The following is a 21,726-nucleotide window of genomic DNA, read 5'->3' as shown; positions in this document are numbered from 1 at the left end:
TCATCAAAGTTTTCTTAAACGCGCACAGATTTCGTCCGTGACCTCAGCCGTTGTGCTTTGTCCGCCAATGTCGCGTGTTTTGATGCCGTCAGCTGTTACTTGTTCCATCACGTCGAGAATCTTTGCTCCCAGTTCTTCCTCTCCGAAATGGTCAAGCATCAGCTTCGCTGTCCATATCTGGCCGATTGGATTGGCAAGGCCCTGACCGGCAATGTCGGGAGCTGAGCCGTGAACCGGTTCGAACATGGACGGATATTTGCCGTACGGGTTGATGTTCGCAGATGGCGCAATACCGATGCTTCCCATAAGGCTTGAGCTGATGTCCGTTAAAATATCACCGAACAGGTTGCTCGCCACAATGACGTCAAACGTTTCCGGACGCGTTACAAAAAAAGCGGCCAACGCATCAATATGCTGGGATGACGTTTCGATTTCGCTGTAATCAGCAGCAGTCTGCTGAAAGACTTCATCCCAAAACGGCATCGCGTGATAAATGCCATTAGACTTTGTCGCACTTGTCACATGGCCGCGCCGTTTTTTCGCCAATTCGAAGGCAAAGCGCATCACATGTTCTGTCGCTTTTCTCGTAAATACGGCATTCTGAATGGCGATTTCATCATCGCCCCTGTGAATGCGTCCGCCTACTTCACTATATTCACCTTCACTGTTCTCGCGAATCACCATAAGATCAAAATCATTTGGATGCAGAAGCGGCGACGTTATGCCCGCCATTTGTTTGGCAGGTCTCATATTAATGGAAAGCTCAAGCTCCCTCCGGATTTTCAGCAGCAGCCCCCATAAGGAAATATGATCGGGAACCAGCTTCGGGTTTCCGACCGCTCCCAAGAAAACCGCTTCAAATTGAGTAAGCGTATGTATTCCGTCTTCAGGCATCATTTCACCGTGTTCCATGTAATAATCACAACTCCATGGAAAAGACGTAAATGAGAATGACAAACTTCCGTGCACCTCAGCCGCTGTGTGAAGCACTTTCTCAGCAGCCGCCACAACTTCTTTTCCCACTCCGTCTCCCGGTATTGCCGCAATCTCGAATTGTTTCATTGTCATTCTCCTTCCCCTGTTATCGTAAGCGTTTTCTATTATACTAGATGGCGAGATGGTAAAAAAAGCCCGTGACATGCTGTCACGGGTGGTTGGTTATTGGTTAAGTTTCTTTAAAACGATGGCATGCAGGGGTTCATGAGAATGAATGCCGCACACTTTTTGAAGCACGCCGCTGTATCCTTTTTCTTCGATCAGCGCTTGCAGTTCAACCGCTTCAGGATCACCGGTGAAATCGAAACGCAGGGCTGCGGCAATCCCTTCCGCCAGTGCATTCGGCTCTTTTATTTTCTTTGCCGGGCCTACAAGTCTATCATTCTCTCCCAGTTTTCTGAGAGGTGATCTCGCCACGCGGGTCACATCGTCCGTAATGAATGGATTTTCAAAGCGCCCGATGATTTTTTTGATATATTGATCGTGTTCAGCTTGCTTAAAGCCGTACGTTTTGATGAGATAGTCACCGGTTTCAAGCAGCGCCGAATGAACGACACGGCGGATTTCCGGATGATCGATTGCTTCTTTGACCGTTTTGAGTCCGCGCTGATAGCCGACATACGCTGTCACCGCGTGTCCGGTATTGACCGTAAACAGCTTCCGTTCGATGTACGGCGTTAAATCATCAACAAACAGCGCTCCATTTATGGCCGGCGTTTTCCCTTTAAAGCCTGATTCATCAATAACCCATTCAAAAAACGGTTCAACCGATACTTTGAGCGGATCTTCATGATGCTGAATCGGCACGATCCGGTCAACGGCGGAATTCGGAAAACCGACCGTTTCACTGACGGACTCCTGCTCCGCTTCCGTTAAATGGCTGTATATCTCTTTCTTCAGGAAGCTGCTCCCGCCAATCATATTTTCACAAGCAATGATATTCAATGTGTTTGAAGCGTCTCTTCGTCTTAACCCTTCTGCAATAGACGGAGCAATCAGCTTTAACACGTTCGGGCCGACCGCTGTTGTGATGAGCGCCGCCTCATTGATCAGCCGATACAGCTCCTCTAGCTGTCTGCCGCTATTGATGGCACTGACCGGACCGATTACCTCTGATGAATGCCCCTCTTCTGCCAGCTCCACTGTGTATTCCTTTTTTTCATTGAGGAGGCTGACCATCGTATCGTTCACATCCGCAAACACCACATCATAGCCGGAGTGATGAAGCAGCGCGCCGATAAACCCCCTCCCGATATTTCCCGCACCGAAATGTAAGGCGATCATGTCAGTTCACCTCGTTGAAAATGGCGATCAAATCTTCTTCGCTTTTCGCAGAGATCAGGCGTTCAATGTTTTCTTCTTCTGAACAAATGATGGCGATGTTAGACAAAATGTCTAAATGCTCATTATTTTTGCCCGCAATGCCGAATACCACTTTTACCGTGTTGCCTTCTCCGTACTCGACACCGTCAGGAATCTGTATAATTGAGATTCCTGAGTGAAGCACCTCGCTTTTCGCTTCTTCGGTGCCATGTGGAATGGCAATGAAATTTCCCATAAAAGTAGAAGACGTTTCTTCTCGCTCAAACATTTTGCCAATGTAATCTTCTGTCACATAGCCGTTGTCAATCAGCGTCTGGCCTGCCATTTTGATGGCTTCTTCTTTTGATGATGCCGTTTGATTGAGTTTAATATTTTCCTTTGCGAGTACTTGCATGAGTATCACTCTCTTTCTATGAGATTACTTTTTCAGATTTTCAATAAGCTCGTCATATTTCGGGCTGTTTAAGAAGTTATCCACTGATATGTGCGTCGCGTTCGGCAGCTTTGCTTTCGCGCGATCTGTTAAATCTTTGTGGGTGATGACAATGTCCGCATCGCTTGGCAGATTGTTAATGGCGGTATTGGTTACACTGATGTCAAGCTCCGCTTTTTTCACTTTGTTTCTTAAGATGGATGCTCCCATGGCGCTTGATCCCATTCCCGCATCACATGCAAAGATAATTTTGTTTACGCTTTCAGGGGACAGCTCAGACGCTTCCTCAGCTTTGGTTTGTTCCGCTTCTAAAGCTGCGGCTGCTTGGCTTTTCTTCCCCTTCATGGACTGCATTTTTTCTGTTGCGGCAGCGAGGTCTTCTTCGCTTGCTTTTGATGATTTCAGGATCACTGCCGATACGATGAACGAAACAGCTGCAGCGACCAATACACCCGCCAATACGCCGAAGTAGCCTCCTCTAGGCGTCATCGCCATCAATGCGATAATGCTTCCCGGTGACGATGCTGCGACCAGTCCGGCATTAAAGATCGTGAACGTTAAGAGCCCGCTTGCTCCGCCGGCAATCGCCGCCAGAATCAGGGCCGGTTTCATCAAAATGTACGGGAAGTAAATCTCATGAATCCCGCCGAAGAAATGAATGATCGCCGCGCCGGGAGCCGTTGATTTTGAAGAGCCTTTACCAAAGACCATGTACGCCAGCAAAATGCCGAGCCCCGGTCCAGGGTTTGCTTCTACTAAAAACAGAATTGATTTTCCCGTTTGGGCTGCTTGCTCGATTCCGATTGGGCTTAAGATTCCATGGTTAATGGCGTTGTTTAGGAACAACACTTTCGCCGGTTCCACAAAAACGCTGGCTACAGGCAGTAAATTAGCGTGTACAATAACTTCCACACCGGCCGCCAACAATTTGTTTAACGTCAGGACAACCGGGCCGATGGCGTAAAACGCGAGAATCGTTAAAGCCGCGCCGACAATCCCTGCCGTAAAGTTATTGATGAGCATTTCAAAGCCTTGTTTGACTTTATCCTTGAACAATTTATCAGTCTGTTTAATGAGGTATCCGCCAAGCGGCCCCATAATCATTGCACCTAAAAACATTGGAATATCCGACCCGACAATCACTCCGATTGCCGCTGTCGCCCCGACGACTCCGCCGCGGTGGTCATAAATCATTTTTCCGCCTGTATACGCTATCAAAAGCGGCAGTAAATATGTGATCATCGGGCTGACAAGTGTATTCAGCTGTTCATTCGGAAACCATCCCGCCGGAATAAACAGCGCAGTAATAATGCCCCACGCGATAAACGCGCCGATATTCGGCATGATCATTCCGCTCAAATAACTCCCGAAGCGCTGCACTTTCACTTTCATGCCGCCTTGCTGCTGTTCTTGCTGCTGCATATATAAACCCTCCCTGTTTTGTTTGTCGTTGTATGATATGAAAATATGCTTCAGAGAATCGTCTTCCCTTTGACTCTATGTTAAAACGCTTACAGTCCCTATACAATTGAAAGTAAAGAGGACTTTGGCACGGGGGTGTGACAATTTTTTAAAAATAAAAAGGCTCCTTGTATCAGGAGCCTTTTCTCTTTCCTCTATAAATAATGTTGCCGTTTTGAATCACGTACTTGGCGATCATCCGCTCACTCACAATAAAAACGGGATACGCGCACACAAGTGCAAAAACAGCCATCGGCACGTGCTGTACGGCCGGCAGCATTGTGCCTGCCGCATTGCGGAGGAGCAGCAAAAGATAAATGAGCAGCACGATGACTGCTAATGACACCAGCATAATCGGAGCTGATACTTTATATTCATGAAGCCGTTCCCGGCAGTGTCCGCAGCGAAATTGACAAGGCACATTTGATGATCTGACCATGTCACCTGTCAAAGGTTTGCCGCAGTTCGGGCATCGTGTTTCTTTCATAGGGTATTCCTCACTTTCCATTCCATATATCTATTATACCAGAGTCCCTTCTGTTTCGTTTTGTTGCTGTTCAACACATTTTCACATTTTTTATCATCAACTTACTTGTCTCTGTCTCTAAAATCCTCTACGCTTAAATAGATCTTATTGGAGGGGATGTATGAATGCTTCCGATTAATAGACAGCAACACATCCTGACGTGGCTGAAAGAAGAAGGCGCGCTCAGAATCTCTGACATCAGCGCAAGGTTCGGCGTTTCGGAAATGACGGTATACAGAGATGTCAATCAGCTTGTTCAGTCAAATCAGGTCATTAAAACGGCCGGCGGCATCACGCTCCCAGCCCGAACACCTCAAGCGGATCATATGTGCAGCTATTGCCTGAAGCCGGTCAATCAAACCCATTCGGTTCAGCTGATTACGGTAAACCAAGACATTGAACAGCTATGCTGCGCACATTGTGCGTTTTTGCGTTACGCAGATAAAACAGAAGAGGTTTCACACTTGATTTGCAGAGATTTTCTGTTACACACAACAGTCAGTGCCGGTTCGGCTTATTTCGTCGTAAATGCTGAATTAAACTTGCACTGCTGCCAGCCTCAGGCGATCCCGTTTGCAACACTCGACCATGCTGAACGGTTTCAAAAAGGATTCGGCGGAGCCGTCCGTACCTTCGACCAGGCGCTGGAAGACATGCTTCAAGACAGAAAAAAACGCTGCACCTGCACCAAGAAATAACACAACATATACAGCGGAAGGTGGTGTCTGAGTGATGAAGCGAAACAGATGGTGGATCATCCTTCTGCTTTTTCTTGTTTTCCTGCCGAAAACAAGCTTTGCTCACGCCTATATTGTCAAATCTTCACCTGGTGAAAACAGCGAATTAAAAAGCGCCCCTTCACAGGTGGAAATCGAATTTAATGAACCGGTTGAAGAAGGGTTTCATTACATTAAAGTCTATAATTCAAACGGCGATCGGGTGGATACAGATAAGACTGAACTCAAAAAAGATAACAATCACATCATGACCGTGAAGCTGAAAAAGAATCTGCCGCATGATGTGTACAGAGCCGAATGGAATGCCGTGTCCGCTGACGGGCATCCGGTTTCCGGCGTCATTCCGTTCAGCATCGGGAAAGCGGACGGCGGGTTCAGCAGCCAAAAAGCCGCCGGTTCAGCGCTGAATCCGGCAACAGCCGCAGACCGCGCGATTCTGTACACAGCCTTATCTCTGTTTATCGGGACGGTTTTTTTCCATCTCTTCTGGTATAAAGGAGATTCAGAACAACTCGCCAAACGGACAAGACGTATCCTGATCGTCTCGATCACTGCATTGGGACTGGCACTTTTGCTTCAGCTTCCCATTCAGACAAAAGCGAACGCGGGTGGCGGCTGGGGCAGCGCCTTCCAGCCGGGCTACATCAGAGAAACACTGTTTGACACAGCAGGCGGCACAATTTGGATCATACAGGCCGTGCTGTACGTGCTGCTTGCACTGTCTGCGATCCCTGTGATACGCAAAAACCGCTTTTCATCCTTTGGCTATTGGACAGCGCCGCTCATTTTCTTTTTCGGTCTCCTGCTTGCCAAAGCGTTTACCGGACATGCTGCTGTCGTTGAAGAAAAAGCGGTCGGCATTTTGATGGATTTCCTTCATTTATCTTCCGCTTCCATCTGGGTCGGCGGAATAGCAGCACTCGTTTTGCTGCTCGCAAAAGAATGGAGGCAGCCTGACAAAACGCTCGCATGGGAAACGGTAAGCCGGTTCTCCCCATGGGCGCTTACTGCAGTCGGCGTCATTTTGTTTTCAGGCTTGCTTAATGGATTTTTTATCATTCGATCAATGGATTCACTGTTCCAAACAGCGTACGGCCGAGCTCTTTTAGTGAAAAGCGGACTGTTTGTGTTGATGCTTGTCTTAGGCGCGCTTCATTTTCTGCTCACCAGAAAGCAGCGTCGTACAGGAATCAGCCGAACGCTGAAAGCGGAATGGGCAATCGGCATCGCTGTATTGATCACAGCGGCCGTGTTTACAAGCTTGCCAAGCCCGCCTGAGCCGGTGCCGGAACCGTTCTTCCAAACGAAAGCGATTGAGAACGGACAAAGCGTTTCTCTCAGCATCAGCCCGAACCAGCCAGGCAAAAACCAATTTGAGCTGCGGGTCACTGACCATAACGGCGAACCGGTGAAAAACATCCAGCAAATTACGTTAACCATTTATAAAACAGGCCTGTCAGGCAGCGAAAACAAAAGCACGTTTCAATTAAAAGAGAAAACAAAAGGCGTCTTTCAGGATGAAAACCTATCCATTAATGAAAAGGGAAACTGGAAGATCAAAGTCCACGGGCTGACCGGAGACTTTAACGAAATCAATATCATGTTTACAAAGACCAATTAAAGGAGTGTTTGAATTGTTGAAGAAAATTGCATTCACACTATGCCCGGCTATTGTCGGCTCTCTCTTATTCTTTACGGCCCCTGCCAGCGCGCACGTTACTGTAAAGCCTGCTGAATCCGCAACAGGCTCTTGGGAAACTTATACGATGAAGGTTCCTTCTGAGAAAAATCAGCCGACAACAAAGATTGTCCTCAAAATGCCGAAGGATGTTGAATTCCAGCAATACGAGCCAATTCCGGGCTGGAAGGTATCCACCCAGAAACACGACGACAAATCAGTGTCCGTGACGTGGGAAGCCACTGGCGGGGGCATTCAAGAAGGCCAGTTCCAGCAGTTTACCTTTGTTGCCAAAAACCCTGATAAAGCGGAGGAAGCCGCTTGGGACGCATACCAGTATTACAAAGACGGCAGCATTGTCGAGTGGACAGGTGACGAGGATGCGGATACGCCTCATGCCATCACAAAAATTACCACATCCAAAGAAGTAACAGATGAGCACGGCGCTACTCAAACGAAAGATGATTCTGCTTCTGCAGACTCAGGATCTTCAGCTCTTGATATAGCAGCGATCGTGCTATCTGCGGCAGCCATTATTTTATCTGTTGCAGCTCTTGTAAAGAAAAAGCGCGCCTAAAGAAAAAGCGATCCAGATGAGTTCTGGGTCGCTTTTTTTGTTTTATCCGCGTCCTGCCTGGAAGGAAGGATATTGGGTCATACCGCCGTCCGCGAATAACGTGATGCCTGTGACGTAGCTGGCTTCCTTCGAAGCAAGCCAGGCTGCTACTGCCGCAATTTCCTCCGGTTCACCGATATATCCCATCGGAATCATGCTTTCTACATCTGCTCTCTGCTTAGGATCAGCAAATTTTTCAGCATTGATTGGCGTGTTGATCGCGCCTGGCCCGATATTGTTGACACGAATGCCTTTCGGCGCATATTCCAGCGCCAATGTTTCCGTCATCAGCTTGATTCCGCCTTTACTTGCCGCATAGTGAACAAATAATGGCCACGGAATCACTTCATGTACGCTCGACATATTAATGACATTTCCTTTTATATCGTTTTCAACAAAATATTTAATCGCTTCACGGCTTCCTAAAAAGGCGCCCGTTAAGTTCGTGCTGATTACTTTATCCCAATCCTTCAGCGGCATTTCATGAGAAGGAACGGGATTTTCAAGACCGGCATTATTAATCATAATATCGAGTGTACCGAACTCGTTAATCGCTGTTTGGACGATGTTTTTTACATCTTCCTCTTTTGTTACGTCTCCTTGGACGACAACAGCTTCACCGCCCGCCTTGATGACCTCTTCCTTTACCTCGTTCGGATCCTGCTTATTGCTGTAGTAGTTGATAACCACTTTTGCCTGCTCCTTGCCGAAGCGAATGGCCATTGCCTTCCCTAATCCTGAAGCAGCTCCTGTAATAGCGACAACTTTTCCTTTTAAATCTGGATACATGTTCATCCTCCTTAATTGTTATGAATTCGTTTTAGCGATTCCTAAGAATACGGCAGCCGCAATAATCAGCGCAATCCCGATCGCAATCGCAATGAGCTGGCGTTTTGATTTCTTTTCACGCAGGATGAAAATACCGCCAAGCGTCGAGATGACAATTCCCATTTGAGAGAGAGAAAAGCTTGTGGCAACGCCAACTTTCGGCTGAGAAATAAACAAAAACATATTTCCCCCTGCCCAGATCAAGCCCGGAAGAATATTTCTGATGGCATACTTATTGAAGGGCTTGTGCTTATAGGTTAAAATGACCCCTCCAATGACCATCCCGATCGCCTGCGGCAACAGGGCGGACCATCCAGATACATTGAACAATCTTGCGACTACGACATAAATCAAATAACCCAATGTTGAGACGAGCAGGATTAAAATGCCTTTTTTTAAATTGCTCGGCTCCCCCTCTTTTTTGCCTTTCTTATCTTCTAATGACGTGAGAACGATACCGACAATAATAAAGATAAGAGCGAGGATTCCAAGTGTAATCGAAATCGGTGTTGACCACTCTCGGAATACGATGACACCGAACAATGAGGTAGAAACAAGCTGCATCCCTGTGGAAATCGGCATCGTTTTGGACACACCCATTAACTGAATGCTTTTAAGCTGGTTGCTCTGCCCGAGTGACCAAAATAAGCCGGATACTATTCCAACGATAAAAATGCGCATGGACAGGGCGGGTTGAACAAACAAATAAATAACGATTGAAACAATTAACGCCCCGATCGTCGTACCCAATGTTTGGCTGTACGGCCCGCCGCCTAATTTCACATTGAAGAGAACAATGCTCCCCCAAAACAAAGCCGGGAGAAGAGCCAAAAATAAATCCATTGTTGGGGAACCTTCTTTCAAAAAGTATTTGCTGTTATTTTGTCTGGAAATGATGTGTTTATTCGCTGAAATACAAAAAGAGCTGCCGGATCTTCCGGCAGCTCTTTAGAGCCATATCGATTCGTTTATAAACCGATGGACATATATTTTGTTTCAAGATAAGGCTCGATGCCTTCCGAACCGCCTTCGCGGCCGATGCCACTTTCTTTCATACCGCCAAATGGCGCTTGAACCGCTGACGGTCCGCCGTCATTCCAGCCGATAATCCCGTACTCAAGATTTTCGGAAATATAGATGCCGCGGCGGTAGTTTTCTGTGAAGAAGTAAGCAGCCAGGCCGTATGGTGTATCGTTGGCAAGCTGAATCGCTTCATCAATATCAGAAAACGTGACGATCGGTGCAACCGGGCCGAATGTTTCCTCATGCATGATATTCATGGACGTATCGACATCGGCGAGTACTGTCGGGTTAACGAAGTAGCAGCCTTTGTCATCGTTTCGGTCATACGTGCCCCCTGCGAGAACTTTCGCACCTTTTTCAACCGCATCATCAATTTGGCTAACGATTTTTTCGAAGCCTCTTTTGTTGATGATCGGGCCGACATTGACACCCTCTTCAAGTCCATTTCCGACTTTCAGCTTAGACACTTGCTCGCTCAGTTTCGCTGCAAATTCATCTTTGATGGATTCATGGACGATCAGGCGGTTAGCACATACGCATGTTTGGCCCGCGTTTCGGTATTTAGACACCATCGCCTGTTCAACAGCAAGGTCAATGTTTGCATCTTCATCCACGATCAGCGGGGCGTGTCCGCCGAGCTCCATGGAGACATGTTTTACAGTGTCCGCACTATTTTTCATGAGGATTTTGCCTACCGGCGTTGATCCTGTGAACGTGATTTTGCGGATTTTCGGACTGCTTGTGAACACATTTCCAATTTCTTCTCCATCGCCTATGACAACCTGGAGAACATCCTTCGGAATACCCGCTTCATATGCGAGGCGCGCAAGCTCATAGGCAGACAGCGGTGTGTCCGGTGCCGGCTTAATGATAAACGTACAGCCGGCAGCAAGAGCAGGTGCCGCTTTGCGTGTAATCATCGCATTCGGGAAATTCCAAGGCGTGATGGCAGCAACAGGGCCGACTGGCTGGCGTGTAACGACAATTCGTTTACCGGTTGTCGGAGCGGGCACAGTTCTTCCGTACACACGCTTCGCTTCCTCTGCAAACCATTCGATATAGCCTGCGCCGTACAGGACCTCGCCGACCGCTTCCTGATACGGTTTTCCGTTTTCCTTTGTAATTAAATCTGCAAGTTCTTCTTTATGTTCAACAATCAGCTCATACCATTTTTTCAAAAGAGACGCTCTTTCGTTCGCTGATGTTTTAGACCACGTTTTAAACGCTTGATGTGAACGTTCAATGGCTTCTTCTACTTCTTTGGCTGATTGCTGAGGAATCGTTTTGATCTCCTCGCCCGTAGCCGGGTTGTAGACCGTTAATTGATCTGGCATATTGAACATTCCTTTCTTTTCATGATTACTTAAAATGATAGCAGACCCAGCCATTTTCTTTCCAATAATTAAGCTCGCAGGCCCGCCTCCAAGATGCTGAGTCCTTCATTCAGAAGGCTGTCTGAGATGACGAGCGGCGTCAGAAAGCGGATGATATTGCCATTAATTCCCGCAGTCAGCAAAAGCAATCCGTTTTGATTCGCATACGACGCGATTGCTGCCGCTTTCGCTTTATCAGGCTCACGCGTGTCAGGATCCTTGACGATTTCGATTGCGGCCATTGCTCCGAGTCTGCGGATGTCACCGATGAACGGGCATTCTTGTTTCCACTCATACGCCTTGTTTTCAATCGTTTTGCCAATTTTTTCAGAACGCTCATTCAGCCCTTCTTCTTCAATAATATCCAAGACAGCCAAAGCCGCCGCGCACCCGAGCGGGCTGCCGGCATACGTGCCACCCAGCTCCCCTGGCGCTGCTGCATCAAGCATTTCCGCACGGCCGATCACACCGCTTAACGGCAATCCCGCTGCAAGTGATTTAGAAACCGTGATCAGATCAGGAACAACATCAAAATGTTCAATTGCGAAATAAGTGCCTGTTCTGGCAAAACCCGTTTGAATTTCATCAGCGACAAAAACAATGCCGTGTTCTTTGCAAAAAGATGCGACATGCTGCACAAATCGTTTCGAAGGAATAATAAAGCCGCCTTCTCCCTGTACAGGCTCCATCACGACACATGCGACCGTTTCCGGCGCGACTGATGCGATGAAGAAATCATTGAACGCTTGGATGATCATGTCATCGTAGCTTTCATCACTCATGCCGGCCGGCTTCTGATAATAATAGGGGAATGGTGCTTGATAAACCTCTGACGCAAAAGGTCCGAAGCCGAATTTATAAGGTTTTACCTTGCTCGTCATGCTCATCGTCATATTCGTGCGCCCATGAAACCCGCGTGTAAACGAGACAACCCCTTGGCGCTTTGTATACTTTCTGGAAATTTTTACAGCGTTTTCGACCGCTTCCGCTCCTGAGTTCAGAAAGATCGCTTTTTTCTCATGGCCGCCCGGTGCAATGCCGCACAGTTTTTCCGCTAATTCGATATAAGACGGGTACATCATGACATTGAAACCCGGGTGAATCAGCTCCTCCGCCTGCCGCTTCACAGCCTCAACGACCTTAGGATGCGAGTGTCCGACATTTAACGTTCCGATGGCGCCTGCAAAATCAATAAATCTCCGGCCATCCAAATCGTACAGCTCAGCCCCTACTCCTTTGACTGCCAGACTGCGGTTGCCGTTGCTCACACCTTTGGAGACGAATTGCTCCCGTTTTTGCTGCCACTGGGCAGTCGTGATGCTTGCTGTTGTTTGACTCATGCGTATGTCCCCCTGTCGCTATTTTCTTACCATTCTGACTTCTTTTTGGTATGATGAAAAGTACCAATTATAACTTTTTGATGGTACCAGAAGGAGAATCTGCAAATGGACATCACATTCACACTCGACCGCTCAGAACAAGCCGATTATATCTATCAGCAAATTTATCAAAAACTAAAAAAAGAAATTCTCAGCCGTAATCTGCTGCCACACTCGAAGGTCCCCTCCAAGAGAGAGCTGGCCGAGAAGCTGAAGGTCAGCGTAAACTCAGTGAATTCAGCCTATCAGCAGCTTCTGGCTGAGGGATATTTGTACGCCATTGAGCGAAAGGGGTTTTTCGTGGAGAAGCTGGACATGTTTTCTGCCGTGGAGCACCCCCCATTTGCACTGCCGGATGACCTGAAAGAGGTTCACATCGATCAGAGCAATTGGATTTCGTTTTCACACATGAGTGCCGATACAGACCATTTTCCGATCAAAAGCTGGTTTCGCTGCGAGCAAAAAGCGGCCTCCCGCTCATACCGAACACTTGGCGATATGTCGCATCCGCAAGGAATCTATGAGGTGCGCGCGGCCATTACCAGGCTCATTTCCCTGACGCGGGGCGTAAAATGCCGTCCGGAACAAATCGTCATAGGGGCAGGCACACAAGTGCTTATGCAGCTATTGACTGAGCTTTTGCCTAAGGAGGCGGTGTATGCGATGGAGGAGCCCGGTTACAGGCGCATGTACCAGCTTTTAAAAAATGCCGGAAAACAAGTGAAGACCATCATGCTGGATGAAAAAGGCATATCGATTGCTGAAATCAGCAGACAGCAGCCTGATGTGCTGGTGACGACTCCGTCGCATCAATTTCCGGCCGGAACGATTATGCCTGTATCCAGAAGAATTCAGCTGCTGAACTGGGCAGCCGAAAAGCCGCACCGCTATATTATTGAAGATGATTATGATAGTGAATTTACATATGATGTAGACAGTATTCCTGCGTTGCAAAGCCTCGACCGTTTTCAAAATGTCATCTATATGGGCACCTTTTCAAAGTCCCTTCTCCCCGGCTTGCGGATCAGCTATATGGTTTTGCCGCCTGAGCTATTGAGGACATACAAACAACGGGGCTATGATTTGCAGACATGCTCGTCTCTTACGCAGCTCACCCTGCAGGAATTTATCGAGTCCGGAGAATATCAGAAGCATATAAAAAAAATGAAGCAGCATTATAAAGAAAAGAGAGAGCGCCTGATCGCCGCTTTAGAAACAGAGTTCAGCGGAGAGGTTACCGTAAAGGGGGCAAATGCGGGCCTGCATTTTGTTACCGAATTTGATACGTGCCGCACCGAACAAGACATCCTGGCACACGCCGCCGGCCAGCAGCTTGAAATCTTCGGAATGAGCCGGTTTGATTTGAAGGAAAAAAGAAGGCAAACAGGCAGGCCCGCTCTCATTATCGGATTCGCCCGGCTAAAGGAAGAAGACATTCAGGAGGGTGTCGAGAGGCTTTTCCGTGCTGTTTACGGACATAAAAAAATCCCCGGTACAGGGGATTGATTCACCAGCGGTCCTGGTCCACATTCAGCACGGCTTCAAGCAGGCCCGGAAATGCCTTTTCAAGGTCTTCGGCGCGAAGCGAATAATACCGGCGCTTTCCTTCTATACGAACTTGAGCGATGCCTGATTCTCTCAATACTTTAAAATGATGTGACAAGGTCGATTTGGCAACCTGTACATCCGCACAGGTGCCGCACGTTTTTTCTTTCGCATCAGCTAATTGCTTTACGAGCTCTAAACGAAGCGGATCACTCAGTGCGTGAAGAACCTTTGTCAGCTGCAACGTTTCTGTTTCTGGATGGTTTGGAATGTTCATGACACAAATGTATCACACAACAATTAGAATGACAATTTTACTATTTAAGGGTTTTTCCTTTACCTCATTTTGATTACATGTTACAGTTAGTTCGATGAAATTCGAACAATAAATTTAGTATAACGATGGAGGAGATTGACATGATCGTATTACAAGCTTACATCAAAGTAAAACCAGAAAAACGCGAGGAATTTTTGAGCGAGGCGCAATCGCTTGTTCAGCATTCAAGAGCTGAGGAAGGCAACGCGCAATACGACCTATTTGAAAAAGTAGGCGAAGAAAATACATTTGTAATGCTTGAACAATGGAAAGATGAAGCAGCGATGAAATCCCACAATGAAACTGCGCATTTCCAAGGATTTGTAGCAAAAGGAAAAGAACTGCTGAGCGCTCCTCTTGATGTTGTCCGCACAGAGCTTAGCGAATAAGGAAAGGGTGTCCCATATGAATGAAGTCATTAAATCATTAACAGACCACCGCTCGATTCGCAGCTATACAGATGAACCTGTAGCTAAGGAACAATTGGACCAAATCATTCAAGCGGTACAATCTGCCCCAACTTCTATCAACGGGCAGCAAGTGACTGTGATCACAGTCCAGGATAAAGAGCGCAAAAAGAAAATCTCCGAGCTGTCAGGCGGACAGCCTTGGATTGACCAGGCTCCTGTTTTCTTGCTGTTCTGCGCAGACTTCAACCGGGCCAAAATCGCGCTTGAGGATCTGAATGATATCAAAATGGAAATCACAAATGGCTTAGAGTCTGTTCTTGTCGGCGCAGTAGACGCTGGTATTGCCCTCGGCACAGCGACAGCAGCAGCTGAATCACTCGGACTTGGCACGGTTCCGATCGGTGCGGTTCGCGGAAACCCTCAAGAGCTGATCGAACTGCTTGAGCTTCCGAAATACGTGTTCCCTGTATCCGGCCTTGTCATCGGCCATCCTGCTGACCGTTCAGCGAAAAAACCGCGCCTTCCGCAGGAAGCAGTCAATTATCAGGAAACATATTTGAATCAAGATGAGCTGACGTCTTACATTCAGGCATATGATGAGAAAATGTCTGAATACATGAATAAGCGGACAAACGGAAAAGAAACAAGAAACTGGTCACAGGGCATCGCATCCTATTATGAGCGCCTGTACTATCCACACATCCGTGAAATGCTTGAGAAACAAGGATTTAAAGTTGAAAAATAAGCCTCACCCGGCCTGTCGGATTTCCCGGCAGGCCTTTCGATTGTCCGGTTAAAATCCATTGACTTCTATTTAGTTTATTTGGTAAAATTTTTTCATTGTTACTCATTGGTTTTCTGTGAACCAATGGGTTTTCTAATGTTCAAGAAAGAAGGAAGCCATGAGATGCTTGATAAAAAAACAGATATCTTGTTAGCTGCGCGAAAGCTTTTTTCGGAAAAGGATTTTACGTCGGTTTCCATGCAGGCGATCGCAGAGGAATGTAAGATGTCAAAAGCTTCGATATATAAGCTGTTTCAATCTAAGGAAGATCTGCTTTTGGAGCTGCTGTCATTTAACCAGAAACAAATGGTGGCCGCGGCCTCAAGACTTCAGGAGAATACCGCGCTGACACCGGAGGAGCGTTTGACGCAAAAGGTCAAAATGGAGCTGGAAGGCTTCAGGCGGAACCAGCAGTTTTTCAATATGCTGACCTATGGAAACCCTAAGCTGCACAATGACCGTGTAAAACAGCATATCCATCAGACCAGATCGACGATCATCTGCTGGCACCGGGATTCGCTGATCCAGGCCTATGGAGAAAACATTCTTCCGTATGTGTGGGATCTGGTCATCATTCTTCACGGCATGATGCGTGAGTTTTTAATGCTGATCAAAATAGAGGAAAAACCGCTCGAACTTGACCCGATCGCAGAGTTTATCATCAGCACCCTCAATCAGATTATCAAAAACAAGGAAACCCGGCAGTCCCTCCTTCCGCCCGAAGCCATCGAGCTTTACATTCATTCAGCATCCTCCTACAAGCCAAAGGATAAATCAGCCCTATTGTCGGAAAGCCTGAAGGAATTACATAAAGGCATCTCTTCCCTGCCCGCCGCGGACTATGATGTAGATGAACTGACATCCGCAGCCGCCATGCTGGAGGAAGAAGCGAAGAAGGAAGAACCCCGCGCTTTTTTGCTCAAATCACTGATTGGCTATCTGGAACAAACCGGTGTTTTAACACAGCCCGTTTCGATGTTAAAAACACTGTTAATTACTTAAAGAAAAGAAGGGATATGTATTGAACCAAAGTATTGAACCAAAACCATTTAACCGTTCAGTCATTGTCGGCATTTTATTAGCCGGTGCGTTTGTCGCGATTTTGAATCAGACGCTGTTAATTACCGCACTTCCCCATATTATGAGGGACTTCAATGTAGATGCCAACCAAGCGCAATGGCTGACAACTTCATTTATGTTAACCAACGGGATTTTAATTCCGATTACCGCGTTTTTAATTGAGAAATTCACGAGCAGGACGCTGCTCATCACAGCAATGAGCATTTTCACTGCCGGAACGGTCGTCGGGGCGTTTGCGCCGAACTTCCCTGTTCTGCTGACAGCCCGTATCATTCAAGCGGCTGGAGCCGGCATTATGATGCCGCTCATGCAGACCGTATTCCTGACGATCTTTCCGATTGAAAAGCGCGGCCAGGCTATGGGTATGGTTGGATTGGTCATCTCGTTCGCGCCTGCGATCGGACCGACTCTTTCCGGATGGGCAGTCGAAGCTTTCTCTTGGAGATCATTGTTTTATATCATTCTACCGTTTGCTGTGATTGATTTAATTCTTGCCAGCATCCTGATGAAGAACGTGACGACTTTAAGAAAAACTAAGATTGATATTTTATCAGTGATCCTTTCGACATTTGGATTCGGCGGCCTTCTGTACGGCTTCTCAAGCGTCGGCTCTTACGGCTGGACCAGTTCAACCGTCTTGATTTCATTGCTAGTGGGTGTCATCGCATTGCTCCTGTTCATCACAAGACAAATGAAGCTTGAAAAACCGATGCTGGAATTCCGCGTATTTACATTTGGTGTCTTCAGCTTAACAACCCTGCTGGGAACACTTGTCTTTGCATTATTGATCGGTACTGAAACCATTCTGCCGCTTTATACACAAAACGTCAGAGACGTTACAGCCTTTGATACAGGGCTTATGCTTCTTCCGGGAGCCATTGTGATGGGCTTCATGTCACCGATTATCGGAAGAATTTTTGACCGTGTCGGGGGAAGAGGCCTGGCGATTGCAGGTTTCTGTATCATCTTCCTGACATCACTGCCGTTTATGCAGTTGACTGACCATACATCACTCGCTTGGATTGTCGTTTTATACACCGTTCGTCTCTTAGGTACCGCCATGATCATGATGCCAGTGACGACAGCCGGAATCAACGCGCTGCCGCGCCACCTGATCCCGCACGGAACAGCGATGAACAATACGATTCGCCAAGTCGGCGGCTCAATCGGAACCGCACTATTGGTATCCGTCATGAGCAACCAGGCGGCTCACGCAGGCACAACAAATGTGAAGCATGCCGCTCTGCACGGCATGAACGCCGCATTTATCGTGGCAGCCTGCATTGCGCTTGCCGGCTTCCTTCTCTCCTTTACATTAAAGAAAAAGAAACCTCAGCGCCCTGCCGAACAGCAGCCGGCACGCTGATCCATAAAAAAAGAGCCCCGCTTTTAAGCGGAGGCTCTTTTTTTGTTTACTTCTCTAAACCATCTTTCACTTCTTTAATCATTTGCGTCATAGACTCTAGTCCGCCGCCTGATAAGTACCAAGTAGCAGAATCAAGGTAGACGACGTGATCATTTTTCACTGCGTTTACGTTTTTCACATAATCATTTTCAACGACTTGTTTAGTAGATGATGTTTCACCGATCGCTGTACCGCGGTCAATGACAAACAGGTAATCCGGGTTTGTTTTTGAAATGTACTCGTAAGAAACACTTTGTCCGTGGGTAGACGCTTTGATGTTTTTATCAGCCGGTGTTACGCCGAATACGTCATGGATCAGGCCGTATCTTGATTTAGAACCGAACGCGCTGATTTTTCCGTCGTTCGCCATAATAACAAGACCGTTTTTGTTAAGCTTTTCAGCTTTTTTCTTAAGATCCGCAATTGAATGATCAATTGTTGCAAGTTCATCTTTCACTTCATCTTCTTTATCAAAGATCTTACCGATTGTTTCTGCGTCTGATTTAAATGATTCCATATATTTCGCTGTGTCTACGCCAAGGTAAATCGTTGGCGCGATTTCAGAGAATTCTTTGTAAGACTCAGATTGTCTTCCTGAAATAATGATCAGATCAGGGTCTAAATCCGCCACTTTTTCGAAGTCTGGCTCTTTTAAGCTTCCGACATCAGCATATTTGTCATCTTTGAATTTGGACAGATATTTAGGAAGGGCTTGTTTCGGCAAGCCTGCTACTTTACCATCAAGACCGAGTTTATCTAACGTATCTAAGCTTCCAAAATCAAATACAACTACTTTTTTAGGGTTCTTTGGTACTTTTGTGCCGTTTTTGTCCAATTGGTGTTTCACTGTGATTTGTTCGTTCTTTGAATCAGAACCTTTGCTGCTGCTTGTGCTCTGGTTTCCGCATGCAGAAATGACAACTGCCGTCACCAAAGCGATGAATAATAATGCAAACTTTTTCATGCTCTTCACCTCTTCTATATATTAAGAAAAATAAACACCTATTCTTTGATTATCAATCTGCTGAATCGGGATGGTCATATCGTAGATTTCCTCAAGCACAGAGGTTTCTATCATGTCTTCAGGCGGCCCCTCTTTTACAATTCGGCCGTTTTTCAAAGCAACAATATGATCGGAGTAGACAGATGCAAAGTTAATATCGTGAATGACGATCACGATCGTTTTTCCAAGCTCCTCTACCAGCCGTTTCAGCAGTTTCATAATTTCAACTGAATGTTTCATATCCAGATTGTTCAGCGGCTCATCCAGAAAGATATAATCTGTGTCCTGGGCAATGACCATTGCGATAAACGCCCTTTGGCACTGTCCGCCGCTCAGCTGATCCAAGTATTTGTCCTGGATGTCTTCCAGCTTCATATAGCCGAGCGCCTGGTTGATATGAACCCAGTCTTCCTCTGTCAGCCGGCCCTGTGAATACGGAAATCTGCCGAAGCTGACGAGGTCTTTGATGGTGAGCCTGATATTGATTTGATTCGCCTGCTTCAAAATGCTCATTTTTTTGGCAAGCTCTTTGCTGTCGCAGGCTCCAATCTCTTGTCCGTCTATGAAAATCTCGCCGGAATCCTTTTTGATCAGGCGGCTCATAATAGACAGCAGCGTGCTTTTGCCGGCGCCGTTAGGACCGATAAACGAGGTAATTTTGCCCTTTGGAATCGTGACTGACGTCTCTTCAAGGACCACTTTCCCGCCATATTGTTTGCTTACATTTTTGACCTCTACCATGATTTATTCTCCTTTAACAGCAAGTAGATAAAATAAATCCCGCCGGCAAAATTAATAATGACGCTCAGCGTCGTTGAGAAGGTAAACACTTTCTCAACCACAAACTGCCCTCCGACCAGCGCAATGATGCTGATGAAAACGGAGCCTGCGATTAAGTATGAATGCTTATACGTTTTCAGGAATTCTCTCGCCAGGTTGACGACAAGAAGGCCTAAGAACATAATCGGCCCGACTAGCGCTGTTGAAACAGAAACAAGGATCGCAACCACGATCAGCATCTGCTTCACCACTTTGTCGTAGTCGATGCCCAAATTCACGGCGTGCTCGCGCCCGAGCGACAGCACGTCGAAAAACTTTGTAAAACGCCAGACATAAGCGCCTGTCAGCAGGAAGATGATGAACGCAAGCCATAACAAATCCGTGTTGATGTTGTTAAAGCTGGCAAACATCTTATCCTGCACAACTTGGAACTCATTCGGATCAATCAGCATCTGCATAAAGGAAGACAGGCTGCCGAACAACGTGCCAAACACGATTCCGATGAGCAGAAGGAAAAAGATATTTCTCCCCTCTCCCTTGAACATAATCTGATACAGAACAAGAGAAAACAGTATCATCAGCAGAACAGAGATGATAAAGTTGATGTTTTTATTCATGATGACAATATTCGCAGAACCGAACAGAAAGATAATGCCGGTCTGAATCAGCATGTAGAGAGAATCAAGGCCCAAGATGCCCGGCGTCAGGATGCGGTTGTTCGTAATCGTTTGAAAGATCACGGTCGAAAACGCAATCGCTCCCCCAGTCAGCGCAATGGCAGCGACCTTTTTGATTCTTCTCGGCAAGGTATAATCCCAATTGCCTAAGTCATAAAACAGAAACAAGCCAATACATACGATGGCTAAAACAACGAGCAACGCAATTTTCATCTGGTTACGCATACGCTTTTCTCCTTAACAGCATAAACAGGAAAATGCCGCTGCCGATGATTCCGACCATCAGGCCAATCGAGATTTCGTAAGGGAAGATAATGATTCTGCCCAGTATATCGCAAAAGAGCACAAAAACCGCTCCCAATAGCGCCGTGTGCGGCAAACTGTTCTTCAGATTGTCTCCTCTGTAAATCGATACAATATTCGGGATGATTAAACCGAGAAATGGAAGCATACCGACAGTCAAAATGACAAGAGACGTGATCAGGGACACGATAATGAGCCCGATGTTCACAACCCGCTTGTACTTCAGGCCGAGGTTGACAGAAAAGCTTTCTCCCATACCGGCCAATGTGAATTTATCCGCATACACATAGGCAATGATGACGAGCGGAATACTCAGATAAAGTAGCTCGTATCTTCCTTTTACGACTAAAGAGAAGTCTCCTTGGAGCCATGATGACACATTCTGGATCAAGTCATATTTATATGCGATAAATGTCGCGATTGAACTGACGATATTCCCGAGCATTAAACCGACAAGCGGAATAAAGATGGTGTCGTTAAACTTGATTCTTTCAAGGATTTTCATAAACAGAAAATTTCCTGCAAGAGCAAAGACAAACGCGACCAGCATTTTCATTAAAGGACTCGCGGATGTGAACAGCAGCAAGGAAATTAAAATACCGAGCCGAGCCCAATCCATCGTGCCCGCCGTCGTCGGTGACACAAATTTGTTTCTGCTGATCTGCTGCATAATCAAACCGCAGATGCTCATACTTAATCCCGCGATGACAATGCTGAACAATCGCGGCAAACGGCTTGCAAACAGTGTTGACGCCTCTTGTTTGCTTAAATCGAAGAGATCAAGCGGCGACAGATCTTCTACGCCGATAAATACAGACGTGACTCCTAATATGATAAGTAGAATAAATAAGTAACGTAACTTCATGCTGCCTCCTTACATCCTTACAGCAAAAAGAACGTATCTCCTACTCCGCAAGGACTCAAAACAATATGGCCATATAGTAATTGATTATCATTATCATTTACATATTACCATTTTTCTAGTGTTAGTCAATATTCTTTCAAAATATTAACCTAGTCATGTATGTAATTTTACTAATCATTCTAATC

22 protein-coding genes are annotated in these 21,726 nt (G+C 46.6%); 8 read left to right on the top strand and 14 right to left on the bottom strand.

Annotation, left to right across the window (positions count from 1 at the left end; genetic code table 11):
* Window positions 1–3: 3 nt before the first annotated feature.
* The 5 genes from Q5C82_RS14510 to Q5C82_RS14490 form a co-directional block, all read right to left on the bottom strand.
* Complete coding sequence (locus Q5C82_RS14510) at window positions 4–1,068, bottom strand: tartrate dehydrogenase (protein WP_079996290.1); 1,065 nt, start codon at window positions 1,066–1,068, stop codon at window positions 4–6.
* 90 nt (window positions 1,069–1,158) lie between these two features.
* Window positions 1,159–2,280, bottom strand: coding sequence for a mannitol-1-phosphate 5-dehydrogenase (locus Q5C82_RS14505; protein WP_003225040.1), 1,122 nt, complete (start codon window positions 2,278–2,280; stop codon window positions 1,159–1,161).
* A 1-nt stretch (window position 2,281) separates the two neighbouring features.
* Window positions 2,282–2,713, bottom strand: a complete 432-nt coding sequence (locus Q5C82_RS14500; protein ID WP_003225038.1) for a PTS sugar transporter subunit IIA — start codon at window positions 2,711–2,713, stop codon at window positions 2,282–2,284.
* Window positions 2,714–2,737: 24 nt separating this feature from the next.
* Window positions 2,738–4,174: a PTS mannitol transporter subunit IICB gene (locus Q5C82_RS14495; RefSeq protein WP_003225037.1), complete on the bottom strand. Its 1,437-nt coding sequence runs from the start codon at window positions 4,172–4,174 to the stop codon at window positions 2,738–2,740.
* 172 nt (window positions 4,175–4,346) lie between these two features.
* Window positions 4,347–4,700, bottom strand: a complete 354-nt coding sequence (locus tag Q5C82_RS14490) for a hypothetical protein (protein ID WP_003225035.1) — start codon at window positions 4,698–4,700, stop codon at window positions 4,347–4,349.
* Window positions 4,701–4,864: 164 nt separating this feature from the next.
* Here Q5C82_RS14490 and ycnK point away from each other — a divergent pair, with 164 nt between their 5' ends.
* From ycnK to Q5C82_RS14475, 3 genes are read left to right on the top strand one after another with little or no spacing between them, the layout of a single operon-like run.
* Window positions 4,865–5,437 carry a copper uptake transcriptional regulator YcnK gene (gene ycnK / locus Q5C82_RS14485; protein WP_003225032.1) on the top strand — a complete coding sequence of 191 codons (573 nt, stop codon included), beginning with the start codon at window positions 4,865–4,867 and terminating at the stop codon, window positions 5,435–5,437.
* Between the two features lie 34 nt (window positions 5,438–5,471).
* Window positions 5,472–7,097 carry a copper transporter YcnJ gene (ycnJ, locus tag Q5C82_RS14480; protein ID WP_003225030.1) on the top strand — a complete coding sequence of 542 codons (1,626 nt, stop codon included), beginning with the start codon at window positions 5,472–5,474 and terminating at the stop codon, window positions 7,095–7,097.
* 13 nt (window positions 7,098–7,110) lie between these two features.
* The gene (locus tag Q5C82_RS14475; RefSeq protein WP_032727246.1) at window positions 7,111–7,731 is read left to right on the top strand and encodes a YcnI family protein; all 621 of its coding nucleotides are present in this window, start codon (window positions 7,111–7,113) and stop codon (window positions 7,729–7,731) included.
* A 42-nt stretch (window positions 7,732–7,773) separates the two neighbouring features.
* Here the strand turns inward: Q5C82_RS14475 and gdh are convergent, their stop codons facing one another.
* The 4 genes from gdh to gabT form a co-directional block, all read right to left on the bottom strand.
* Window positions 7,774–8,559: a glucose 1-dehydrogenase gene (gdh, locus tag Q5C82_RS14470; RefSeq protein WP_003225027.1), complete on the bottom strand. Its 786-nt coding sequence runs from the start codon at window positions 8,557–8,559 to the stop codon at window positions 7,774–7,776.
* An 18-nt stretch (window positions 8,560–8,577) separates the two neighbouring features.
* Entirely contained in the window at window positions 8,578–9,441 is an 864-nt protein-coding gene (locus tag Q5C82_RS14465; protein WP_003225025.1) for a RhaT/GlcU family sugar-proton symporter, read from the bottom strand.
* Window positions 9,442–9,566: 125 nt separating this feature from the next.
* Window positions 9,567–10,955, bottom strand: a complete 1,389-nt coding sequence (gene gabD, locus Q5C82_RS14460) for a succinate-semialdehyde dehydrogenase (protein WP_003225023.1) — start codon at window positions 10,953–10,955, stop codon at window positions 9,567–9,569.
* Between the two features lie 68 nt (window positions 10,956–11,023).
* Entirely contained in the window at window positions 11,024–12,334 is a 1,311-nt protein-coding gene (gene gabT / locus Q5C82_RS14455; protein ID WP_003225021.1) for a 4-aminobutyrate--2-oxoglutarate transaminase, read from the bottom strand.
* Between the two features lie 105 nt (window positions 12,335–12,439).
* Between gabT and gabR the strand changes: the two genes are divergently transcribed.
* On the top strand, window positions 12,440–13,879 hold the full coding sequence (gene gabR, locus Q5C82_RS14450; protein WP_003225019.1) for a transcriptional regulator GabR: 1,440 nt from the start codon (window positions 12,440–12,442) through the stop codon (window positions 13,877–13,879).
* A 1-nt stretch (window position 13,880) separates the two neighbouring features.
* On the opposite strand, the gene Q5C82_RS14445 is transcribed toward gabR, so the two are convergent.
* Complete coding sequence (locus Q5C82_RS14445; RefSeq protein WP_003225017.1) at window positions 13,881–14,195, bottom strand: helix-turn-helix transcriptional regulator; 315 nt, start codon at window positions 14,193–14,195, stop codon at window positions 13,881–13,883.
* Between the two features lie 140 nt (window positions 14,196–14,335).
* Between Q5C82_RS14445 and Q5C82_RS14440 the strand changes: the two genes are divergently transcribed.
* From Q5C82_RS14440 to Q5C82_RS14425, 4 genes are all read left to right on the top strand, one after another.
* A complete protein-coding gene (locus Q5C82_RS14440; protein WP_003225015.1) occupies window positions 14,336–14,623 on the top strand; it encodes a putative quinol monooxygenase in 288 nt (95 codons plus the stop codon).
* Between the two features lie 16 nt (window positions 14,624–14,639).
* Window positions 14,640–15,389, top strand: a complete 750-nt coding sequence (locus Q5C82_RS14435; protein ID WP_003225013.1) for an NADPH-dependent oxidoreductase — start codon at window positions 14,640–14,642, stop codon at window positions 15,387–15,389.
* 162 nt (window positions 15,390–15,551) lie between these two features.
* Window positions 15,552–16,430 (top strand): TetR/AcrR family transcriptional regulator, encoded by an 879-nt coding sequence (locus Q5C82_RS14430; protein WP_003225011.1) that lies wholly within the window; start codon window positions 15,552–15,554, stop codon window positions 16,428–16,430.
* Between the two features lie 19 nt (window positions 16,431–16,449).
* Complete coding sequence (locus tag Q5C82_RS14425) at window positions 16,450–17,874, top strand: MDR family MFS transporter (RefSeq protein ID WP_003225009.1); 1,425 nt, start codon at window positions 16,450–16,452, stop codon at window positions 17,872–17,874.
* A gap of 46 nt (window positions 17,875–17,920) precedes the next feature.
* Here Q5C82_RS14425 and yclQ read toward each other — a convergent pair whose 3' ends face one another.
* From yclQ to yclN, 4 genes are read right to left on the bottom strand one after another with little or no spacing between them, the layout of a single operon-like run.
* The gene (yclQ, locus tag Q5C82_RS14420; RefSeq protein WP_003225007.1) at window positions 17,921–18,877 is read right to left on the bottom strand and encodes a petrobactin ABC transporter substrate-binding protein YclQ; all 957 of its coding nucleotides are present in this window, start codon (window positions 18,875–18,877) and stop codon (window positions 17,921–17,923) included.
* A 21-nt stretch (window positions 18,878–18,898) separates the two neighbouring features.
* Window positions 18,899–19,657, bottom strand: coding sequence for a petrobactin ABC transporter ATP-binding protein YclP (yclP, locus tag Q5C82_RS14415; RefSeq protein ID WP_003225005.1), 759 nt, complete (start codon window positions 19,655–19,657; stop codon window positions 18,899–18,901).
* Window positions 19,651–20,598, bottom strand: a complete 948-nt coding sequence (yclO, locus tag Q5C82_RS14410; protein WP_003225003.1) for a petrobactin ABC transporter permease YclO — start codon at window positions 20,596–20,598, stop codon at window positions 19,651–19,653. The genes yclP and yclO overlap by 7 nt, the downstream gene beginning before the upstream one ends.
* Entirely contained in the window at window positions 20,591–21,541 is a 951-nt protein-coding gene (gene yclN / locus Q5C82_RS14405) for a petrobactin ABC transporter permease YclN (protein WP_003225000.1), read from the bottom strand. The genes yclO and yclN overlap by 8 nt, the downstream gene beginning before the upstream one ends.
* Window positions 21,542–21,726: the final 185 nt, after the last annotated feature.

The sequence above is a fragment of the uncultured Bacillus sp. genome (assembly GCF_958411575.1).
Taxonomy (GTDB): Bacteria; Bacillota; Bacilli; order Bacillales; family Bacillaceae; genus Bacillus; species Bacillus spizizenii.
The sequence above is the reverse complement of the archived record's forward strand: the minus strand, read 5'-3'. Positions and strand labels throughout refer to the sequence as shown.